13 protein-coding genes and 1 other annotated feature are annotated in these 17,805 nt (G+C 39.3%); of the genes, 6 read left to right on the top strand and 7 right to left on the bottom strand.

The features are described 5' to 3' along the window. Nucleotides 1–84: 84 nt before the first annotated feature. The 4 genes from mbcS to EDD69_RS03120 form a co-directional block, all read right to left on the bottom strand. Nucleotides 85–1,668 (bottom strand): acyl-CoA synthetase MbcS, encoded by a 1,584-nt coding sequence (mbcS, locus tag EDD69_RS03135; protein WP_132947514.1) that lies wholly within the window; start codon nucleotides 1,666–1,668, stop codon nucleotides 85–87. Between the two features lie 147 nt (nucleotides 1,669–1,815). After that, nucleotides 1,816–2,013: an alpha/beta-type small acid-soluble spore protein gene (locus tag EDD69_RS03130; protein WP_132947513.1), complete on the bottom strand. Its 198-nt coding sequence runs from the start codon at nucleotides 2,011–2,013 to the stop codon at nucleotides 1,816–1,818. A gap of 80 nt (nucleotides 2,014–2,093) precedes the next feature. Further along, complete coding sequence (thiI, locus tag EDD69_RS03125) at nucleotides 2,094–3,299, bottom strand: tRNA uracil 4-sulfurtransferase ThiI (protein WP_132947512.1); 1,206 nt, start codon at nucleotides 3,297–3,299, stop codon at nucleotides 2,094–2,096. Beyond that, nucleotides 3,299–4,447 (bottom strand): cysteine desulfurase family protein, encoded by a 1,149-nt coding sequence (locus EDD69_RS03120; RefSeq protein WP_132947511.1) that lies wholly within the window; start codon nucleotides 4,445–4,447, stop codon nucleotides 3,299–3,301. The genes thiI and EDD69_RS03120 overlap by 1 nt, the downstream gene beginning before the upstream one ends. A 211-nt stretch (nucleotides 4,448–4,658) precedes the next feature. Between EDD69_RS03120 and brnQ the strand changes: the two genes are divergently transcribed. Continuing rightward, on the top strand, nucleotides 4,659–6,005 hold the full coding sequence (gene brnQ / locus EDD69_RS03115; protein ID WP_132947510.1) for a branched-chain amino acid transport system II carrier protein: 1,347 nt from the start codon (nucleotides 4,659–4,661) through the stop codon (nucleotides 6,003–6,005). A 24-nt stretch (nucleotides 6,006–6,029) separates the two neighbouring features. On the opposite strand, the gene ezrA is transcribed toward brnQ, so the two are convergent. Continuing rightward, a complete protein-coding gene (ezrA, locus tag EDD69_RS03110) occupies nucleotides 6,030–7,721 on the bottom strand; it encodes a septation ring formation regulator EzrA (protein ID WP_132947509.1) in 1,692 nt (563 codons plus the stop codon). Between the two features lie 200 nt (nucleotides 7,722–7,921). On the opposite strand from ezrA, the gene hisJ reads away from it, so the two are divergent. Next, nucleotides 7,922–8,716, top strand: a complete 795-nt coding sequence (hisJ, locus tag EDD69_RS03105) for a histidinol-phosphatase HisJ (RefSeq protein WP_132947508.1) — start codon at nucleotides 7,922–7,924, stop codon at nucleotides 8,714–8,716. 57 nt (nucleotides 8,717–8,773) lie between these two features. After that, nucleotides 8,774–9,259: a GAF domain-containing protein gene (locus tag EDD69_RS03100; protein ID WP_132947507.1), complete on the top strand. Its 486-nt coding sequence runs from the start codon at nucleotides 8,774–8,776 to the stop codon at nucleotides 9,257–9,259. 29 nt (nucleotides 9,260–9,288) lie between these two features. Here EDD69_RS03100 and EDD69_RS03095 read toward each other — a convergent pair whose 3' ends face one another. Then, nucleotides 9,289–11,136, bottom strand: coding sequence for a sensor domain-containing diguanylate cyclase (locus EDD69_RS03095; RefSeq protein WP_165871715.1), 1,848 nt, complete (start codon nucleotides 11,134–11,136; stop codon nucleotides 9,289–9,291). A 379-nt stretch (nucleotides 11,137–11,515) separates the two neighbouring features. Here EDD69_RS03095 and rpsD point away from each other — a divergent pair, with 379 nt between their 5' ends. After that, entirely contained in the window at nucleotides 11,516–12,118 is a 603-nt protein-coding gene (gene rpsD / locus EDD69_RS03090) for a 30S ribosomal protein S4 (protein WP_132947505.1), read from the top strand. 39 nt (nucleotides 12,119–12,157) lie between these two features. On the opposite strand, the gene tyrS is transcribed toward rpsD, so the two are convergent. Further along, nucleotides 12,158–13,414 (bottom strand): tyrosine--tRNA ligase, encoded by a 1,257-nt coding sequence (gene tyrS / locus EDD69_RS03085; protein WP_132947504.1) that lies wholly within the window; start codon nucleotides 13,412–13,414, stop codon nucleotides 12,158–12,160. 46 nt (nucleotides 13,415–13,460) lie between these two features. Continuing rightward, nucleotides 13,461–13,682, bottom strand: a binding site (T-box leader). 141 nt (nucleotides 13,683–13,823) lie between these two features. On the opposite strand from tyrS, the gene EDD69_RS03080 reads away from it, so the two are divergent. Beyond that, nucleotides 13,824–14,939 carry an acyltransferase gene (locus EDD69_RS03080; RefSeq protein WP_132947503.1) on the top strand — a complete coding sequence of 372 codons (1,116 nt, stop codon included), beginning with the start codon at nucleotides 13,824–13,826 and terminating at the stop codon, nucleotides 14,937–14,939. A gap of 31 nt (nucleotides 14,940–14,970) precedes the next feature. Continuing rightward, nucleotides 14,971–17,784 carry a transglycosylase domain-containing protein gene (locus EDD69_RS03075; RefSeq protein WP_132947502.1) on the top strand — a complete coding sequence of 938 codons (2,814 nt, stop codon included), beginning with the start codon at nucleotides 14,971–14,973 and terminating at the stop codon, nucleotides 17,782–17,784. Nucleotides 17,785–17,805: the final 21 nt, after the last annotated feature.

The raw sequence follows: 17,805 nt of genomic DNA, 5'->3' as shown, positions 1-17,805 counted from the left end.
GCCTCTTTTCTATCATCATCACATTCAGCAGTTTTTTGACTAATGAAAAAAGCTGTCCAAAAAATTTGGACAGCTCTTTCCCCACTATTTTTGCATCGCTCTCATTTCTCGTTCACGCAATTCAACCCGACGAATTTTTCCAGATGTCGTTTTTGGAAGTTCACTGACAAACTCAATTTTACGCGGATATTTATATGGCGCTGTTAGTTGTTTCACGTGTTCTTGCAGCTGCGGAATCAAATCTGGATCGTTCGCATCGACTCCCTCGCGCAAAACGATAAACGCTTTTACAACATGACCACGAATTTCATCCGGGCTTGCGACAACAGCACATTCTTTCACGTATGGGTGCTTGACGAGCGCATCTTCCACTTCAAACGGTCCAATCGTATACCCCGAGCTAATAATAATATCATCGCCGCGACCTTCAAACCAAAAATAGCCATCTTCATCTTTCTTAGCCTTATCTCCTGTAATATAATAATCGCCACGGAATTGCATCGCTGTACGCTCCGGATCTTTGTAATAACCTTTGAATAAAGCCGGCGTTTCGACATGAACAGCGATATCTCCGACTTCACCAACAGCGCAAGGTTCGCCGAATTCGTTAATAATTTCAACGCGATTTCCTGGCGTTGGCTTGCCCATCGATCCCGGTTTAATTTTCATTCCTTTCACGACACCAACGAGAAGCGTATTTTCAGTTTGTCCATATCCGTCACGAACTTGAACGTGAAAATATCGTTCAAATGTATCGATAACTTCGCGGTTTAACGGCTCACCAGCCGAAACAGCACTGTGTAAATGCGGAAGTTTATATTCCCCTATATTTGGAACTTTTGCCATTAGACGATATTCAGTCGGCGTGCAACAAAGAACGTTAATATTATGTTTACTTAATAGTTGTAAATACTTCTCAGGCTCAAAGCGTCCGTGATACACAAAACCGGTGGCACCTGAACCAAGCGTGGATAAAAACGGACTCCATACCCACTTTTGCCATCCTGGACTTGCCGTCGCCCAGACGATATCTCCTTCTTCGATGCAAAGCCAATTTTTAGCTGCTGTACGCAAATGCGCATATGCCCATCCATGCGTATGGATCACTCCTTTTGGATTTCCTGTTGTTCCTGATGTGTAAGACAAAAATGCCATATCATCACGATTGGTTTTTACCGCTTCAAACTCTTCGCTTTTGTTTTCCATTTCATCTTGCAAATCAATCCACTGTTCAGAATGGCCGCCAATCGAAAACTTTACAATTCGTTCCATCCCTTCAATTTGAGAAAATTGCTCGATATACGGAAAATAAGCAATAACACCCTTCACATCTCCATGCGAGATGCGATATTGCAAATCTTTCGTTCGCAGCATTTCAGAGCTTGGAATGATGACTAAGCCGGCCTTAAGAGCTCCTAAATAAACTTCATACGCTTCAATTAAACGCGGAAGCATAACAAGAACTTTGTCACCTTTCGCTAATCCCGCTGACACGAAAGCGTTTCCAATTTTGTTTGCGTTTTTGATCAATTGTTCATATGTAATTTCTTTCGTTTCCCCAACCTCATTTTCCCATTTCAGCGCAATCCGGTTTGGGTCATGGGCATACTTTTCAATCTCGCTTGTCAAATTATACACTTCTGGTGCAATTAAATCTTCTCGGCGCATCATTCTCTCCCCCTTGTAATCTTTTCATAAAAATTATACAAAAAAGTCTAAATTTTTTGTATAATTTTATAAGAAATTTAAAAAAATTATTAAAATAAAGAAAAACCGACGGGATCGACCCGCCGGCAAAATCCATTGATCTATTTGTTATCTTTGAAATGTTCCGCCTAATTGTTGTTCCGCCATTTGAACAAGACGCTTTGTAATCTCACCGCCGACAGAACCATTTGCTCGCGCAGTTGCATCTGGACCAAGTTGTACACCGAACTCTTGAGCGATCTCATACTTCATTTGATCAAGAGCTTGTTGCACGCCAGGGACGAGTAATTGATTTTGATTTGCCATGTGTTTTTCACCCCCTTGTGCCTATAGAGTGTGTCAAACAACATGGCAACATGCATAAAGGAATGTGGTAATTTTTACGATCAAAATAAATCATTCAACTCTTCATGAACCAAATCATTTTCTGTTATTGTGATCGTTTCTGTTTTTTGAACAGCTTCAGCAATCATGTCATCAAGCGTCAAAACCTTTTCGTACTGGATGACCTTTTCTTTTTTCGGTCTCGTCTTTGGAGCTTTTGGCGTGAAAATTGTACAACAATCTTCATAAGGTCGAATCGAAATTTCATGCGTTCCGATGCGTTTGGATATATCAATAATTTCCGTCTTATCCATCGCAACCAGCGGACGAATAATTGGGGTTGTTGTCACATCATTAATGACATACATGCTTTCAAGCGTTTGGCTTGCCACTTGTCCTAAACTTTCACCTGTTACAATCGCCAATCCCTGTTCCTTTTTGCGAATTTCATCCGTAATTCTCAACATCGCTCTTCTTGTCGAAATAAGTGAATAATTTTCAGGCACTTTTCTATAAATCTCTTGCTGAATATCGGTAAACGGAACAATATGCAAACGAATCGTTCCACCGAATGTTGTCAATCGCTTCACTAAGTCAATGACTTTTTGCTTTGCCCGTTCACTCGTAAATGGAGGACTGAAAAAATGAACGGCTTCAATTTCTAATCCCCGCTTCATCGCTAAATATCCGGCAACGGGGCTGTCGATTCCACCTGAAAGCATAAGCATTGCTTTCCCGCTCGTTCCAACAGGCAATCCACCTGCACCTGCTACATCGGCACACGTAATATACGTTCCTTCTTCTCTCACTTCCACCCGAACGTCAATATCCGGATTATGAACGTCCACTGTTAAATTGTCCGTATTTCGTAAAATATGGCTGCCAAGTTCATAATTTAATTCATTGCTGTTAAGCGGGAATCGCTTATCTGCGCGTCTTGCCGATATTTTGAATGTCTTTCCTTCATACGGGAGTTCCTTAACAAAAGAAAGTGTCGCTTCTTTTATTTTTTCTAAATCACTTTCCGTTTTTAACGCTAAACTAAATGACTGAATACCAAAAACGTCCTTTAACCGTTCTATAATTGGTTCATGAGGTGCATCATTTAAACGAATATACATGCGATCGCGCGTTTCTTCAATGCGAATCGTTGGAAAATCTTTAAGCTTTTTTGCGATGTTTCGCTTCAAACGATAAATAAATTGTTTACGGTTTTTTCCTTTTGTTGACATCTCACCATAACGAATTAAAATACGGTCGTACTTCATCACATTTCCCTCGCTACTTCTTGTAATTTTTTTAGTGCATGTTTTATTGCTTCAATAATAAGTGATAATTGTCCACGATGATTTTCATACGACAAGCTGATTCGTATTGAACTTTCAGCCCGTTTCTGGTCTGCTCCCATCGCTAATAACGTCTTGCTCGGTGCCTTTTTGCGCGAAGAGCAAGCTGATGTGGTTGAAACATAAATTTGTTGCTTTTCTAATTCATGAACAAACACTTCTGATTTTAGACCATTTATAGAAAAATTAACAATATGCGGCGCTGAATGATCCACTGGTGTGTTCACTTGAATCCCTTCAATTTTAGATAGTTCGGCAATTAAAAGACGTTTCATTTCATTCAATTCTTGACGCGCTTTTTCATACTTTTCAAAAGCGAGTCGCAATGCTTTCGCCATCGCCACAATTCCAGCCACATTCTCCGTACCAGAACGAAGCTGCATTTCTTGAGCGCCACCTGCTAAAAGAGGCGATAACTTAACGCCTTCACGCACATATAAAATTCCTGCACCTTTTAAGCCATGAAATTTATGAGCTGACATCGTACATAAATCAATATTCGCTTTCTTAAAATCGAGCGGAACTTTCGTTACCCCTTGAACATGATCTACATGAAAGAAAATTTTAGGATACTTTTTTAATGTCGCTCCGATTTGCTCAATTGGTTGAATGGAACCAATTTCATTGTTTACGTGCATGATCGAAACGAGAATGGTATCCTCGCGAATCGCTTTTTCAACATCCTCAACAGAAACAATTCCTCGTTCGTCGACAGGCAAGTACGTCACTTCAAATCCGAGCTGTTCAAGCTGTTTGCATGCTTCTGCCACAGATGGATGCTCAATGCTCGTTGTGATGATATGGCGACCGCGATGACGATGTTGCCATGCAATTCCTTTAATCGCCATATTGTTGCTTTCCGTTCCGCCTGATGTGAAAATGATTTCCGTTGCTTTCACATGCAGCAAACGTGCAATTTGCTCACGTGCTTGGATCAATAATCGCTCTGCTTGCATTCCTAATTCATGTAACGAAGATGGATTGCCAAAATAATTCGTCGCAACCGCTGTAAATGATTCAAGCGCTTCTGGGAAAACTTTTGTTGTGGCACTATTGTCTAAATAAATCATGATTGCAAGCCTCCATTAAAAACAATGGTCATATAGAAATAGCCTTCTTAATATTATCACATTTTTTGCGAACTTATATTATCACACATTTTGCAAAAAAAGAAATAATCAAAGAATATTTAAAAAAGTTAAACTTTTTGTAAAAACAACAAAATTCCTATTTTGTATGATAGTATAGATAATGTCAAAAAGACATCGCAGGAGGTAGAACATGAATCGAACATTATCTTTAAAAGAAGTCGTTGCCATTGGTTTTATGTTATTTGCTCTATTTTTCGGCGCCGGCAATTTGATTTTCCCAACCGCTCTTGGCCAAGCTGCAGGAGAAAACGTTTGGAGCGCCATTGCTGGATTTATTACCACAGGAGTAGGACTACCGATTTTAGCCGTTAGTGCAATCGCTCGATCTGGAAGCGACTTACAATCCCTTGCAAGTCGCGCCCATCCATTATTTGGGGTTATTCTTACCGCAACCACGTATTTAGCCATCGGGCCTTTTTTCGGCATTCCACGCACGGGAACGGTTTCTTTCGAGATTGGAATTACACCTTTTCTTCCAGAAACCGTCGATCGATCAGCGATGATGGCGATTTATACCATCGCCTACTTTGCCTTGTCGCTTTGGCTCGCTCTCAATCCATCCAAATTGGTTGATCGCATCGGAAAACTATTGACACCGCTTTTATTGATTGGACTTGTTTTATTTTTTATGAAAAGCATATGGACGCCGATGGGACCTTTTCAAGCTCCAACCAAAGCGTATGCAGACGCTCCTTTTTTCAAAGGGTTCATTGAGGGATATTTAACAATGGATGCGATTGCCGCATTAGTATTTGGGATTATCGTCGTTAACGCCATTAAAGAAAAAGGCGTTTCCAATCATAAAACGGTGGCAAAACTTTGCATTCAATCAGGAATAGTGGCAGCGATCGGTTTAATATTCGTTTATTTCTCACTTGCATTTATTGGGGCTTCAAGCGTGGAAGCCATCGGATATAAACAAAATGGCGGAGAAATTATTAGTCAAGCGGCTACTCATTTGTTTGGACAAGCCGGAACCGTCATACTATCCATTGTCATTATGCTCGCATGTCTCACAACGTCAGTGGGTCTTTTATCTTCATGCGCGAGTTATTTTTCGAAAATTTCGCCAAAACTAAATTATAAAAAACTTGTCATATTGATAAGCATCTTTAGCGCACTGATTGCTAATGTTGGCTTAACACAATTGATTAAACTTTCGATCCCTGTGTTGATTACCCTTTATCCACTATCGATCGTTCTTGTTGCTCTTTCATTTTTACATGAGCATTTTCACGGCAGACAAGAGGTGTATATCGGAGCGTTGTTTAGCACATTCATCATTAGTATCGTTGAAGGATTCAACGCAGCCGGCATCGATGTCACGTTTATTTTACGTATATACAAAGCCGTTTTGCCGTTATTTGAACAAGGAGTTGGTTGGTTCATTCCTGCAATCATCGGTGGTTTAATCGGCTTTGCGATTGCGCAGTTGCGAATGAAATCAACACCTCAGCAACAACGAAAAATCGGATAAAAAACGAGTGAAAGGTTCTCCCCTTCACTCGTTTTCTTTTAGCAGCGCTTGAATGCGTTCAAAAGCGCCACGTTCAACTTGTTCAACCGCGGCAATCGCTTTCTGTAATGCAAGTTCGTACTCATAATTTCGGAATAACTGTTCGGCTTCTTCTAATTCTTCCGTCACCTCTGGATAGCGGCTACGATAGCGATTGCCATACTGGATCACTTTTTCCACTAATTCAGCTTGTTCAATCATTTCTTTCGTTTGCTCGCATATTTTTTGTACGAGTATCGTCGCTTCATCTAACGTTTGATTGACCGCTTCCATGTTCAACGGCTTCTCATCTAACTTTAACGAAACGCGAGTCAAACTTTCACGCGCTTCACCTAATTGAAGCGTATACGATTGCGGCAATCCTGGCAGCTTGCTCTTTTTAACAAGACGCAATGCTTCAGATAATCTTTTTTTCATTTCAGCTAACTTTTCACGAGCAGCTAATTCATCTTTACGCAGTGCATACAATAGATCGCGAAACTGCTTATGCTGTTCTTTCACCGCTTGGATTTGTGCCAATATTTCTTCTAACTCTTCTTGAACGAATGAATGTGCCAATCGTTCTTCTAACAGTTTCGTTTGAATGAGCATAAATCGCTTCATTAATTGCTGAACTTGTTTTTCGATTTGGCGATATTTTTCAAGGTCGCTTTGCGAAAGCTGGTAGCTTTGCTGCACAAATAACGTTTCATCTCGCGTTTCTTTCGTTTCTTCTTCTAATTGATAAAGCGTTTGCTCAATGTTTCCGATTTCGTTTTGGACGAATTGTTGAGCGAGCACTTCCTTTTCAAGCAAGTCGTACAACGTGTCTATATCATCTTTTATTTCGGCAAGCTCTTTTTGCGCTTCATGCAACGCTAACGTTTCAATAAGCATCATACAATGCTCTAATTTTTGACGAATTTCTTCCACTTCTTTTTCGATCGGAAGATGGTCTAAAATATATCCTTTTTCCAACATTTCACGGTAACCGTCTAAAATATTGTCTAATTGCGCTGGAATTTCTACTTGACAATCGCTTAGAAGAAGCGGAATTTGTTCAATTAGCTCGTTCAATTCATTTAACTCGTTATTTATGTAAAGCACAACTTCACGAGCAGCTAAATAGTTTCCCTCTTTTGTTAACTCTGTAAACTCATGAAATTTCTCCTGCAATTCGTTTACGCGCTGTTCCAACGACATTTCTGCATTGCCAAATGAATGACGATGGGTGAGCAACGCTTTTTTTACTTGTCGATACAGTTCCTTCAATTGTTCAATTTCCGTGCGGTTTTTTTCCTCGCTGCCGATCAATTCTTGAAGCTCAACAAGAATTTGCTGGATTTCCTCTTCGATTTTCCTTAACTGCTGTTCCGTTTTTAAAAGTTCGGCTTTCGCTTTCACAAAACGATATTTGACAATTTCTTCTTCAATGTCGATCAATTTTTCCTCAATGTCCGGCAACTTTACGGCTACAATTTCATCCCACTCGTTGCGCCATCGTTCAAATAATTGCTCCGTTTCTCCCATCAAGTTTAACGATTTTACTTTTGACAATTCTTCAGGGACTGGGCGATTCATCAACGCAATCTTCCATTCTTCTAACCGATCAATTTGTTTATACAACCGCTTTCGATAAATGTAGCTATATGTAATTACTCCAGCAATCAGGAGCAAGATCATAATCACCAATTTCATAATAAGCCTCCTTGCTGTCCTGTTCATAAAATTCAATATGAGAAGGCATTTTTCTTTTCAATGATTTTATGATACCATGTTAACAACATTTTTTGAGCAAAAATTTTAATTTTTTTTCCAAAAAAACTTGATTTTTGTCGTATTTCATCTTTTTTTATCGAATATCCCCATCCCTTCGCGCAATATAAGGAGGTTTTCAAATGAGAGACGGTCATATCCATACGCCTTTTTGTCCTCATGGGAGCCAAGATTCGTTTGAACAATACATTGAACGTGCCATTGAGCTCGGATATACAGAAATTTCTTTTACCGAACACGCACCTCTCCCGGAAGGATTCATAGATCCCACCCCTTATCAAGATAGCGCAATGCGAAGAAGTGAACTAGAGTCGTACTTATCAATTTTGAACACGTTAAAAAAGAACTACCATTCCAACATTCAAATCCATATTGGTCTAGAGATCGATTTTATTGTCGGTTATGAAGAAAAAACCAAAAAATTTTTAGACGAATTTGGTCCGTATCTCGATGACAGCATTTTATCCGTCCATTTTTTAAAAAAAGACAACCGTTATTTTTGCCTTGATTACAGCGCGCAAATGTTTGGAGAAATCATCAATCTATTTGGATCGGTAGAAAACGTGTACGAAGCTTATTATGATACCGTGCTAACGTCGATTCAAACCGATCTCGGCGCTTATAAACCGAAGCGAATCGGTCATATCACGCTCGTTCATAAATTTCAAAAAAAATACCCTTGCGCCAAACCGATGCGCGAAAAAATTTTGCTTATTCTTGATGAAATGAAAAGGCGGCAATTAGAACTTGACTATAATGGCGCAGGTGTCAATAAACCGCTTTGTCAAGAACCTTATCCGCCAAATTGGGTTATCGTCGAAGCGAAAAAACGGAACATTCCGCTCGTCTATGGATCGGATGCTCACCGCGCTTGCGACTTACACCAAGGAATCGAAAAGATGATTGATTTGACATAATCCAATGATGCTTTTACAATAATTTCTAACATTTCATGAATAAAGGAGCGATGTTTCTTGTTTCATGTTCAAGCTTATACAGGGACAAAAGAAGAAAATTATGAACTTGTCATTAAACAGCTTGAAGCCTTAATTTCAGGGGAAAAGAACATCATTGCCAACTTGGCCAATGCTGCCGCCTTACTCAATCAGTTTCTAGACAATATCAACTGGGTCGGTTTTTATTTGACAGAAGGGGATGAACTTGTTTTAGGACCGTTTCAAGGGCTCCCCGCTTGCGTCCGAATCCCATTTGGAAAAGGGGTATGCGGCACCGCTGCGCAAAACAAACGAACTGAGCGAGTAGCGGACGTACACTTGTTTCCTGGACATATTGCCTGCGATGCTGCTTCACAATCTGAAATCGTTGTTCCGATGCTCAAGGACGACACAGTCATCGGCGTGCTTGATATCGATAGTCCTATAAAAAATCGCTTTGATGAAATCGACGAGCAGTATTTAGAAAAATTCGTAAAAACGTTAGTCCATCATCTTTACATATAAAAAAGAGGCTGGTCATAACCGCCTCCTTTTTAATACTCTTGAACAACCACGCGATTTTTTCCTGTTCTTTTCGCTGTATACAACGCCTCATCAGCACGATTAAATAACTCTTTGACCGAATCTGAACGATTCTTTTTCCAATATGAAACACCACACGAAATCGTGACAGGCGGGTTTGTTTGCTCTCTTACTTTTTGAACGAGACGATTGGCAATGGAAATCCCTGCATTTAACGATACTTTCGGCAAGTAAACAGCGAGCTCTTCTCCTCCCCAGCGCGCACCAATATCATTTTCACGAATATTCGCTTTAATGATATTGGCAACTTGAATAATAATTTCATCTCCGATCTGATGTCCGTACGTATCATTGATCTTTTTAAAATTATCAATATCAATTAAAATAAACGTCCCCAATCCATCTTCTTCCATCGACCGTTTAATACGCTCATCCAAGTAATGCCGTGCATATAAATTTGTCAGACGATCGGTGATGACCATTCTCTCAAGCTCTTCGCGAAGCACTGCGTTTGTAAACGCAAGGGTAGAATGATGAATTAATGATTGAAGCAACTTAAACATATCAAAAGAAAAATGGTACGCCTCGCGATGAAGAACAATGGCCACTCCTTTCATCATTCCGCGCATCATCGGAACAGCCATCAGTGAACGAAAAACGACTCCACTTTGCACATTAATTTTTGCATCGCCTAAAAACAGTGTATCACGCGAACATTGAATTCGATGCAATACAAAATCAATGTATGCTTTGGCATCTCGAGAATGAAAAAACGGTGTACTTCCAGGCAATATCTTTCGTTCGTTCCCTTGAATCATCACAAAGCCGACTTCTTCAGCTGCAAAAGAAGTTTTAATTTTTTCAACCATAAACTGCAATGCATCTTGGAAACGCAAATTCGTATTTAAGTGATGAATCGTTTCATTAATAAGTTGCAAATCAGCGACTAATCGCTTTGATTGTTCATATAACTTTGCGTTTTCTAAAGCACTTCCTGCCGTATTGGCCAGCAAAGAAATAAAACGAATTTCACTTTTTGGCAAAACCATAATCGTTGGAGCAATCATTTCAATGACTCCGTAAATCCCTTGCGCTCCTTTAATCGGCGCATAAATAATAGACTTCTTGCTTGCCAAGGAATCTTCTAGCTGAATTTGCCCTGTCACGTATGCCTGCATGGCTCCCATATGTTCATCTTCATTTTCATATGAAAGAAGCTTAATCGGCAAATCGCGATGAGTGCTGCTATCGTGTGAAAGAAATAAATGGCAAGTAAACGACGGATACACTTCTTTTAACGTGCGAACAATTTCTTCAAGCACGTCGTCAATGTTCATGGATGAGTGAATCTTTGTTGCCGCTCGATGCAATTGTTCATATCGTTTCTCTTCATTTAAAATTTGTGAAATTTTTCTGATTTTGTTGAAAATTTTCGAAAAATCTTTTTGGATTTTTCCAATAAACTCATCCCTAATGAACCAATCTTCAGGAAATTGAAAGCGGATTAATCCTAAAGAATCTTCTGAAAAATACAAACTGAACTGAACCGTTTTTGTTCCATCTCCATTCTCCGTAACGAGCACTTCATCTAACCCCTTTTTCAGTCGTTCGTCAAAAGGGATTCCATATCGTTCAGGATTTGACTGAATGGAACGATTGGTTGTCGCTTCTGGGTGAAAGATCTTTTTTAGCGGATTTAATAAATAAAATGTGACTTCAAGGAGCTTAAACTCTTCTTTTAAAAGAACAATCACTGCTTGCATCACGCGAGAAAGGTCACTAAAATCTTTTTCACCTAAAAACCAATCAAAAAGCTTTTGCTTAAAAGATGCATACATATCGTGCTCTTGAACATTCATTTTTTCCACTCACCCGCACATAATTCCTCTCTTTTTATGACTATATACATAAAAAAATGATATTTTTTGTCATATTTATAAATCAGATGACCTATCTCATTATATCATATCACATTCTCTTGCCTAAATACTATATATAAAAAAATGTTGACTATGACGTTAAAAAAAACTATAATACCCTTTGTGTAAAATATTGCAGCCTTTGTGCTCACATTTATATGCTCATTTTGTTCCCCTTTAGAAGTGTTTTCTTCTAAATGGCGGTGTATCGTGTAACTCTCTGCTGCTAGAGCGAGGATACATGAAAACAAAATGGCTATAATTGGTGAAGCACGACTGTTTTTATTTTACCAAAAATAAAAACAAAGGAGGAGCATTCATGGCTCGTTATACAGGTCCAATGTGGAAAATTTCACGCCGCCTTGGTATTTCTCTAAGCGGTACAGGTAAAGAGCTTCAAAAACGTCCTTACCCACCAGGTCAACATGGTCCAGGTCAACGCAGAAAACTTTCTGAGTACGGTTTACAATTACAAGAAAAACAAAAACTTCGCCATATGTACGGAGTAAACGAACGTCAATTCCGCAAAACGTTCGAAGAAGCTGGCAAAATGCCTGGTAAACACGGCGAAAACTTCATGATTCTTCTTGAGTCTCGTTTAGATAACCTTGTTTACCGTTTAGGCTTTGCTCGCACTCGCCGTCAAGCTCGTCAATTGGTAAACCATGGCCATATTTTAGTTGATGGCAATCGCGTTGACATCCCATCTTATCGCGTAAAACCTGGTCAAACAATCTCTGTTCGCGAAAAATCTCGCAATCTTCAAGTGATTAAAGAAGCTCTTGAACTAAATAATTTCGTGCCTGACTATTTAACTCTTGACGCTGAAAAATTAGAAGGTACGTACACTCGTTTACCTGAACGCTCTGAATTACCTGCGGAAATCAACGAAGCATTAATCGTTGAGTTCTATTCTCGTTAATCAAAAACATCCCCTCTCGCGATGGAGAGGGGATGTTTTTTAGTATTTAATTAAATAATATTTCTTTTTCCCGCGCCGAATGATCGTGAATTTTCCATCAAGACGATCTTCGTGTGTGAGCACTTTGTTCACATCTTGCACGCGTTCTCCGTTTACATAAATCGCGCCGTTTGTGATATCTTCGCGCGCTTGACGCTTCGAAGGACAAATTCCACTCATCACAAGCAACTCTAAAAGCGCAATTTCTTGTTCGCTACATTCATATGAAGGCACATCTTTAAAGCCTTGTTCAATTTCCTTCGCCGTTAGCTGAGCAACGTTTCCGCTGAAAAGCGCTTCAGAAATTTTGATCGCTTGTTCGAGCGCTGCTTCACCGTGAACCAAACGCGTCATTTCAGCTGCTAATGCTTTTTGTGCTGCCCGCTTTTCTGGCGCTTCAAGCGTTTGCTTTTCTAATTCATTAATTTCCTCATGTGATAAGAACGTGAAATATTTTAAATATTTCACAACATCACGATCATCCGTATTAATCCAAAATTGATAAAACTCATACGGTGTTGTTTTTTCTGGATCAAGCCATACAGCTCCGCCTTCTGTCTTTCCGAATTTTGTTCCATCTGCTTTTGTCACAAGGGGAACAGTCATTCCATATGCCTTTGCATCCTCTTCTGTTTTACGAATGAGCTCTAATCCCGCGGTAATGTTCCCCCATTGATCACTGCCACCAATTTGCAGCTTGCATCCGTACATTTGATATAGTTTTAAAAAGTCGTACGATTGTAAAATCATATAGCTAAACTCAGTAAATGAAATTCCTGTCTCTAGGCGTGACTGAACAGATTCTTTTGCCAGCATATAGTTCAATCCAAAATGTTTGCCGACGTCACGTAAAAATGTAATGACATCTAAAGAACCAATCCATTCATAATTGTTTGCGATAATCGCTGGATTCTCTTCTCGTTCAAAATCAAGAAAGCGCGCCAGTTGTTCTTTAATGCGCTCACTGTAATGAGCAACCGTTTCTTTTTCATTCAGTTTTCGTTCTGCTTTTTTGCCGCTCGGATCCCCGATTAATCCGGTCGCCCCACCGACAAGAGCAATCGGTTGATGTCCTGCTTGCTGGAAACGACGCAACATTAAAATCGGTAACAAATGACCGATATGCAAGCTATCTGCCGTTGGGTCAAAACCACAATACACTTTCACTTTTTCCTCGGATAGCAACTTAGCTAGTCCTTCTTCATCCGTCACCTGATTAATGAGTCCGCGAAATTGTAAGTCTTTTAAAAGTTCCATGCTTACCACCCCTCCATTTTGTTAAATAAAAAAACTCGCCCCAATACGAAGGGACGAGTTGTAATCGCGGTACCACCCTACTTAGAGAACAAGACGTTCTCTCACTCATTGAGATAACGGTTTTCACCGTCTTTTGCTACTTGGCCAAGCCGTTCACAAAAGATGCTCCAGGACGTAATTCATGTTTATCTTTGCGCTGATTCGCACCAACCATCAGCTCTCTGAAAGCAGGGAGATAAACACTACTTCTTCCCTTCATCGCCCATTTATTCATATGTCGATATAACATCTTTTATCATAAATTCCTATCCATTGTCAAACCTTTCAACAAAAATAAACAAAATCCCATTTTATTAGACAAATTTATGGTATAATATGGTTTAAACATGTTAACGAAAAGAGGGGCAAGATGAAAAGATATCTAGAGGAAATTCAGATGGCTAGAGTATATGCGATGTTTGCGGTGTTATTTGTTCATGTTACTTCACTTGGTTTTGCCAAAACATCGCCAGATTCATTTGTTTTTCCCTTTTATGTACTGCTCAATGTATTAGGAAAAATCGGAGTCCCTACATTCCTTTTATTAAGTAGTCTTGTTTTATTTTACACATACTATGAAAAGCCAATCAACCGAGTTACTATACAAAAATTTTATAAAAATCGCTTATTGTATATTCTTGTACCTTATCTATCCTTTTCTGTGATTTATTTTTTTGTTAAATTTTTTCTCGATCATGCACCAGTTTCTTTTAACGATTTCATCATTCAATTAAGCAAATCGATTGCATTCGGAACGGCTTATACTCATTTGTATTTTATTGTCATCCTTCTTCAGTTCTATCTCATTTTTCCGTTTTTGCTTTGGTTATTTCAACGTTATCCCTTTTTTAGAAAACATGCGATTTGGATCGGAATTCTTGTTCAGTTTCTTTGGGTTTATACAAACATGAATTATTTGCAAACCCCAAGAAAAGCGAGTATTCTCTTTTCGTATGCCTCGTTCTGTTTGACTGGCGCGTATTTAGCCATTTATTACGAAAGAATCTACAATTGGATAAAAGATATCAAGAGAAGCATTCACTATATTGTTGTGAACTTTATTTTATTTGGGTTTGTTTGGGGAATTTACTCTTTTCTCATTTATGACATTCAAACAAAACGTCTAATCGTTTCATCGTTGGTTCATGAAGTATTTTGGAGTGGATTTGGATTGATCAGTGCAACTTTTATTTTGACATTATCTATCTTATCATATGAACAGATTTCATCCAAGTCGAAAAAACATTTCTTAGAATTAGGGGAGTTATCATTCGGTATTTTCATGATCCATCCTCTCATTTTATTAGTCATGAGACAACTATTATCAAGCGGATCTCCTTTCGTTTTCCATTCTTGGCAAATCATTTCGGCTGTCGTCATGTATTTTGCAAGTTATTATATTGTAAAATGGATTTTACTTTATGTGCCACATTCATGGATTTTATTTGGAAAAAGCTCGTTAAAAAACATGCTCATTCATCATTAAAAACCATTTTTGTTGCTGATCGGAGGATGCTATGAATAAAAAATGGAATCGACCTTCCCTTCAGAAAATAATACATCATTTACGCATTACATACGAAGTTTTTTGGAATTTATTTTTAATTTTTATCGTTGTCGGAATTTGTCTCTTTAGTTTTGCCTTCGGCGTGGGAGCAGGCTATTTTGCTTCGCTTGTGAAAGATGAGAAGCCCCTCCCTTACAAAGAAATGAAAAGAGACATTTACAACTATGAGGAGACAACTCATATTTATTTTGCCAACAATCAATATCTCGGTCATTTTCGTTCAGATTTAGAGCGAGATGAAGTCAAACTAGACGAAGTTTCGCCTCACCTCGTTCATGCCGTCATCGCTACAGAGGATGAACATTTTTATGAACATAAAGGGGTTGTTCCCAAAGCAATTATTCGTGCATTATATCAAGAAGCGACCAACTCCGCTATGCGAAGCGGCGGAAGCACATTAACACAGCAACTTGTAAAAAATCAAATTTTAACGAACGAAGTGTCCTTTGAACGAAAAGCAAAAGAAGTATTGCTGGCATTGCGGCTTGAAAAGTTTTTCTCTAAAGAAGAAATTTTAGAAGCGTACTTAAACGTTGTTCCGTTTGGGAGAAACGCATCCGGGCGGAATATTGCTGGCATTCAAGCAGCAGCAAAAGGAATTTTTGGTGTCAATGCGAAAGATTTAACGTTGCCGCAGGCTGCTTTTTTAGCTGGGTTGCCACAAAGCCCATTCCGCTACACGCCTTTTACAAGCGATGGAGAAGTAAAAGATGATCTGTCTCCTGCTCTCAACCGAATGAAAACGGTATTAACACGAATGAAAAAAGCAGGCTACATTTCAGACAAAGAATATAAAGAAGCATTGCAATATGATATTACCAAGGATTTCATTTCTTCTTCTCCTTCACCAATTGAAAAATATCCTTGGCTTACATTCGAAATTGAACGCCGAGCAAAGAACATTTTTATCGATCTTCTTGCCAAAAAAGACGGTTATGAAAAAAAAGATTTATTGTCCAATCAAAATTTATATAACGAATATGTCAAAAAGGCAGAAAAACAGTTGCGACAAAACGGTTATACCATCTATACAACCATCGACAAAGATATTTACGAGCGAATGCAAGCGGTCGTTGAAAAATATCCTTATTTCGGCAGCGATATTACCGTTCGTAAAAGGGATGAAAAGACAGGACAGTTCATATCTGTACGCGAACCTGTCGAGGTTGGAGCGATGCTCATCGAAAATAAGACTGGGAAAATTATTAGTTTTGTCGGCGGAAGAGATTATAAACGTCAACAGTTAAATCACGCAACACAAGCGTACCGCTCAAATGGTTCAACGATGAAGCCGTTACTCGTTTATGCCCCAGCGATGGAAATGGGAGTTGTCCAACCTGGGTCAGTCGTTCCGGATATTGATCTGGAAATTCGTACATCAAAAGACGTGTATAGACCGAAAAACGCAGATGGCAAAACACATGGGTTAACGTCGATTCGCTATGCGTTGCAAAGGTCATATAACATCCCGGCTATTCGCACGTACATGCGCATTATTGACCAACGCCCTGTCTCGTATTTAGAGAAAATGGGCTTTACAAGTTTAACCCAAGAGGATGCGACAATTCCATCATTGGCGCTTGGAGCGTTAACAAAAGGTGTGACCGTTGAAGAAAATGTGAACGCTTACGCTACTTTTGCAAATGGCGGAACATTTATTGACGCCTACTTGATCGAAAAAATTGTCGATAAAAATGGAAACATCGTCTACGAACATAAAAGTCAACCTGTCGACGTGTTTTCACCGCAAACCGCTTATTTAACGATCGATATGATGCGCGATGTCATTCGTAACGGAACGGCGTCTTACTTGAAAGGGAAATTAAAATTTTCCGCCGATTGGGCGGGAAAAACAGGAACGGGACAAGATACAAAAGACGCTTGGTTTGTCGCTACAAATCCAAATGTGACATTTGGCATTTGGATGGGGTATGATACACCAAAACCTTTAGAAAACCGCTATAAAGGATTAACATACGGACAGCGCAACTTGCTTCTTTGGGCGCAATTGATGAACGCTGCGTACGATGTTCGCCCAGAACTCATCGCTCCAAAAGAACGATTTAACATGCCAGGTGGAATTGTTCGCCGTTCTTATTGTGCTATTTCAGGATTGCTTCCATCCGATTTATGCGTAAAACACGGATTAGTTAAAAACGATTTATACAATGCAAAATTCGTTCCAAGAAAAGTAGATTCCTATTTGTTAAGCAGTACGTTTGTTGAAATAAATGGAAAACGTTATATCGCACTTCCTTCAACACCAAAAGAGTTTACAAAGGAAGGAGTGATGATTGACGAAACGCTATTGGAAGAATGGGGAATTCAACACTTAAACGATTTTAGCAAGCTCATTCCGCAACGCGAACAATGGGGGCAAGTGCTTGTCGCTAAAAAATTAGAAGAAAACGGAAAGAAACCGGATCCCCTTTCGTTAAAGCTGAAAGGAAACACTCTTAGTTGGAATCAACATGATGAGCAAGACGTCATTGGCTATCGTTTGTATCGCGCTGATTTTGATGGTGCTCCATTCCGTGTTATTGCTTCCATTCAAGCAGGCCAATCTTTATCGTTTACCGACTCATCTCTAAACGGAATTTACTATGTAACCGCTGTCGATATTGGGGGATTAGAATCGAATCCATCAAACATTGTACGGAAAACCCAACAATCGAGCACCATTCCTTTACCAGAACCTGTCGAACCACAAAAAGAGCCCAAACAGCAACAAAATCCTGAACAACAAGAATCTGAGCAGCAATAAAGGGATTTGCCAAGCGCAAAT

Origin of the sequence: Thermolongibacillus altinsuensis (genome assembly GCF_004341205.1) — a bacterium.
In the GTDB taxonomy this organism is placed as follows: domain Bacteria; phylum Bacillota; class Bacilli; order Bacillales; family Anoxybacillaceae; genus Thermolongibacillus; species Thermolongibacillus altinsuensis.
This window is presented reverse-complemented; position numbering and strand designations above follow the sequence as displayed.

Coding starts and splice junctions, on each gene's coding strand:
- mbcS (WP_132947514.1), bottom strand. CDS start 1,668: ATGCGCCGAGAAGATTTAATTGCACCAGAAGTGTATAATTTGACAAGC.
- EDD69_RS03130 (WP_132947513.1), bottom strand. CDS start 2,013: ATGGCAAATCAAAATCAATTACTCGTCCCTGGCGTGCAACAAGCTCTT.
- thiI (WP_132947512.1), bottom strand. CDS start 3,299: ATGAAGTACGACCGTATTTTAATTCGTTATGGTGAGATGTCAACAAAA.
- EDD69_RS03120 (WP_132947511.1), bottom strand. CDS start 4,447: ATGATTTATTTAGACAATAGTGCCACAACAAAAGTTTTCCCAGAAGCG.
- brnQ (WP_132947510.1), top strand. CDS start 4,659: ATGAATCGAACATTATCTTTAAAAGAAGTCGTTGCCATTGGTTTTATG.
- ezrA (WP_132947509.1), bottom strand. CDS start 7,721: ATGAAATTGGTGATTATGATCTTGCTCCTGATTGCTGGAGTAATTACA.
- hisJ (WP_132947508.1), top strand. CDS start 7,922: ATGAGAGACGGTCATATCCATACGCCTTTTTGTCCTCATGGGAGCCAA.
- EDD69_RS03095 (WP_165871715.1), bottom strand. CDS start 11,136: ATGAATGTTCAAGAGCACGATATGTATGCATCTTTTAAGCAAAAGCTT.
- rpsD (WP_132947505.1), top strand. CDS start 11,516: ATGGCTCGTTATACAGGTCCAATGTGGAAAATTTCACGCCGCCTTGGT.
- tyrS (WP_132947504.1), bottom strand. CDS start 13,414: ATGGAACTTTTAAAAGACTTACAATTTCGCGGACTCATTAATCAGGTG.
- EDD69_RS03080 (WP_132947503.1), top strand. CDS start 13,824: ATGAAAAGATATCTAGAGGAAATTCAGATGGCTAGAGTATATGCGATG.
- EDD69_RS03075 (WP_132947502.1), top strand. CDS start 14,971: ATGAATAAAAAATGGAATCGACCTTCCCTTCAGAAAATAATACATCAT.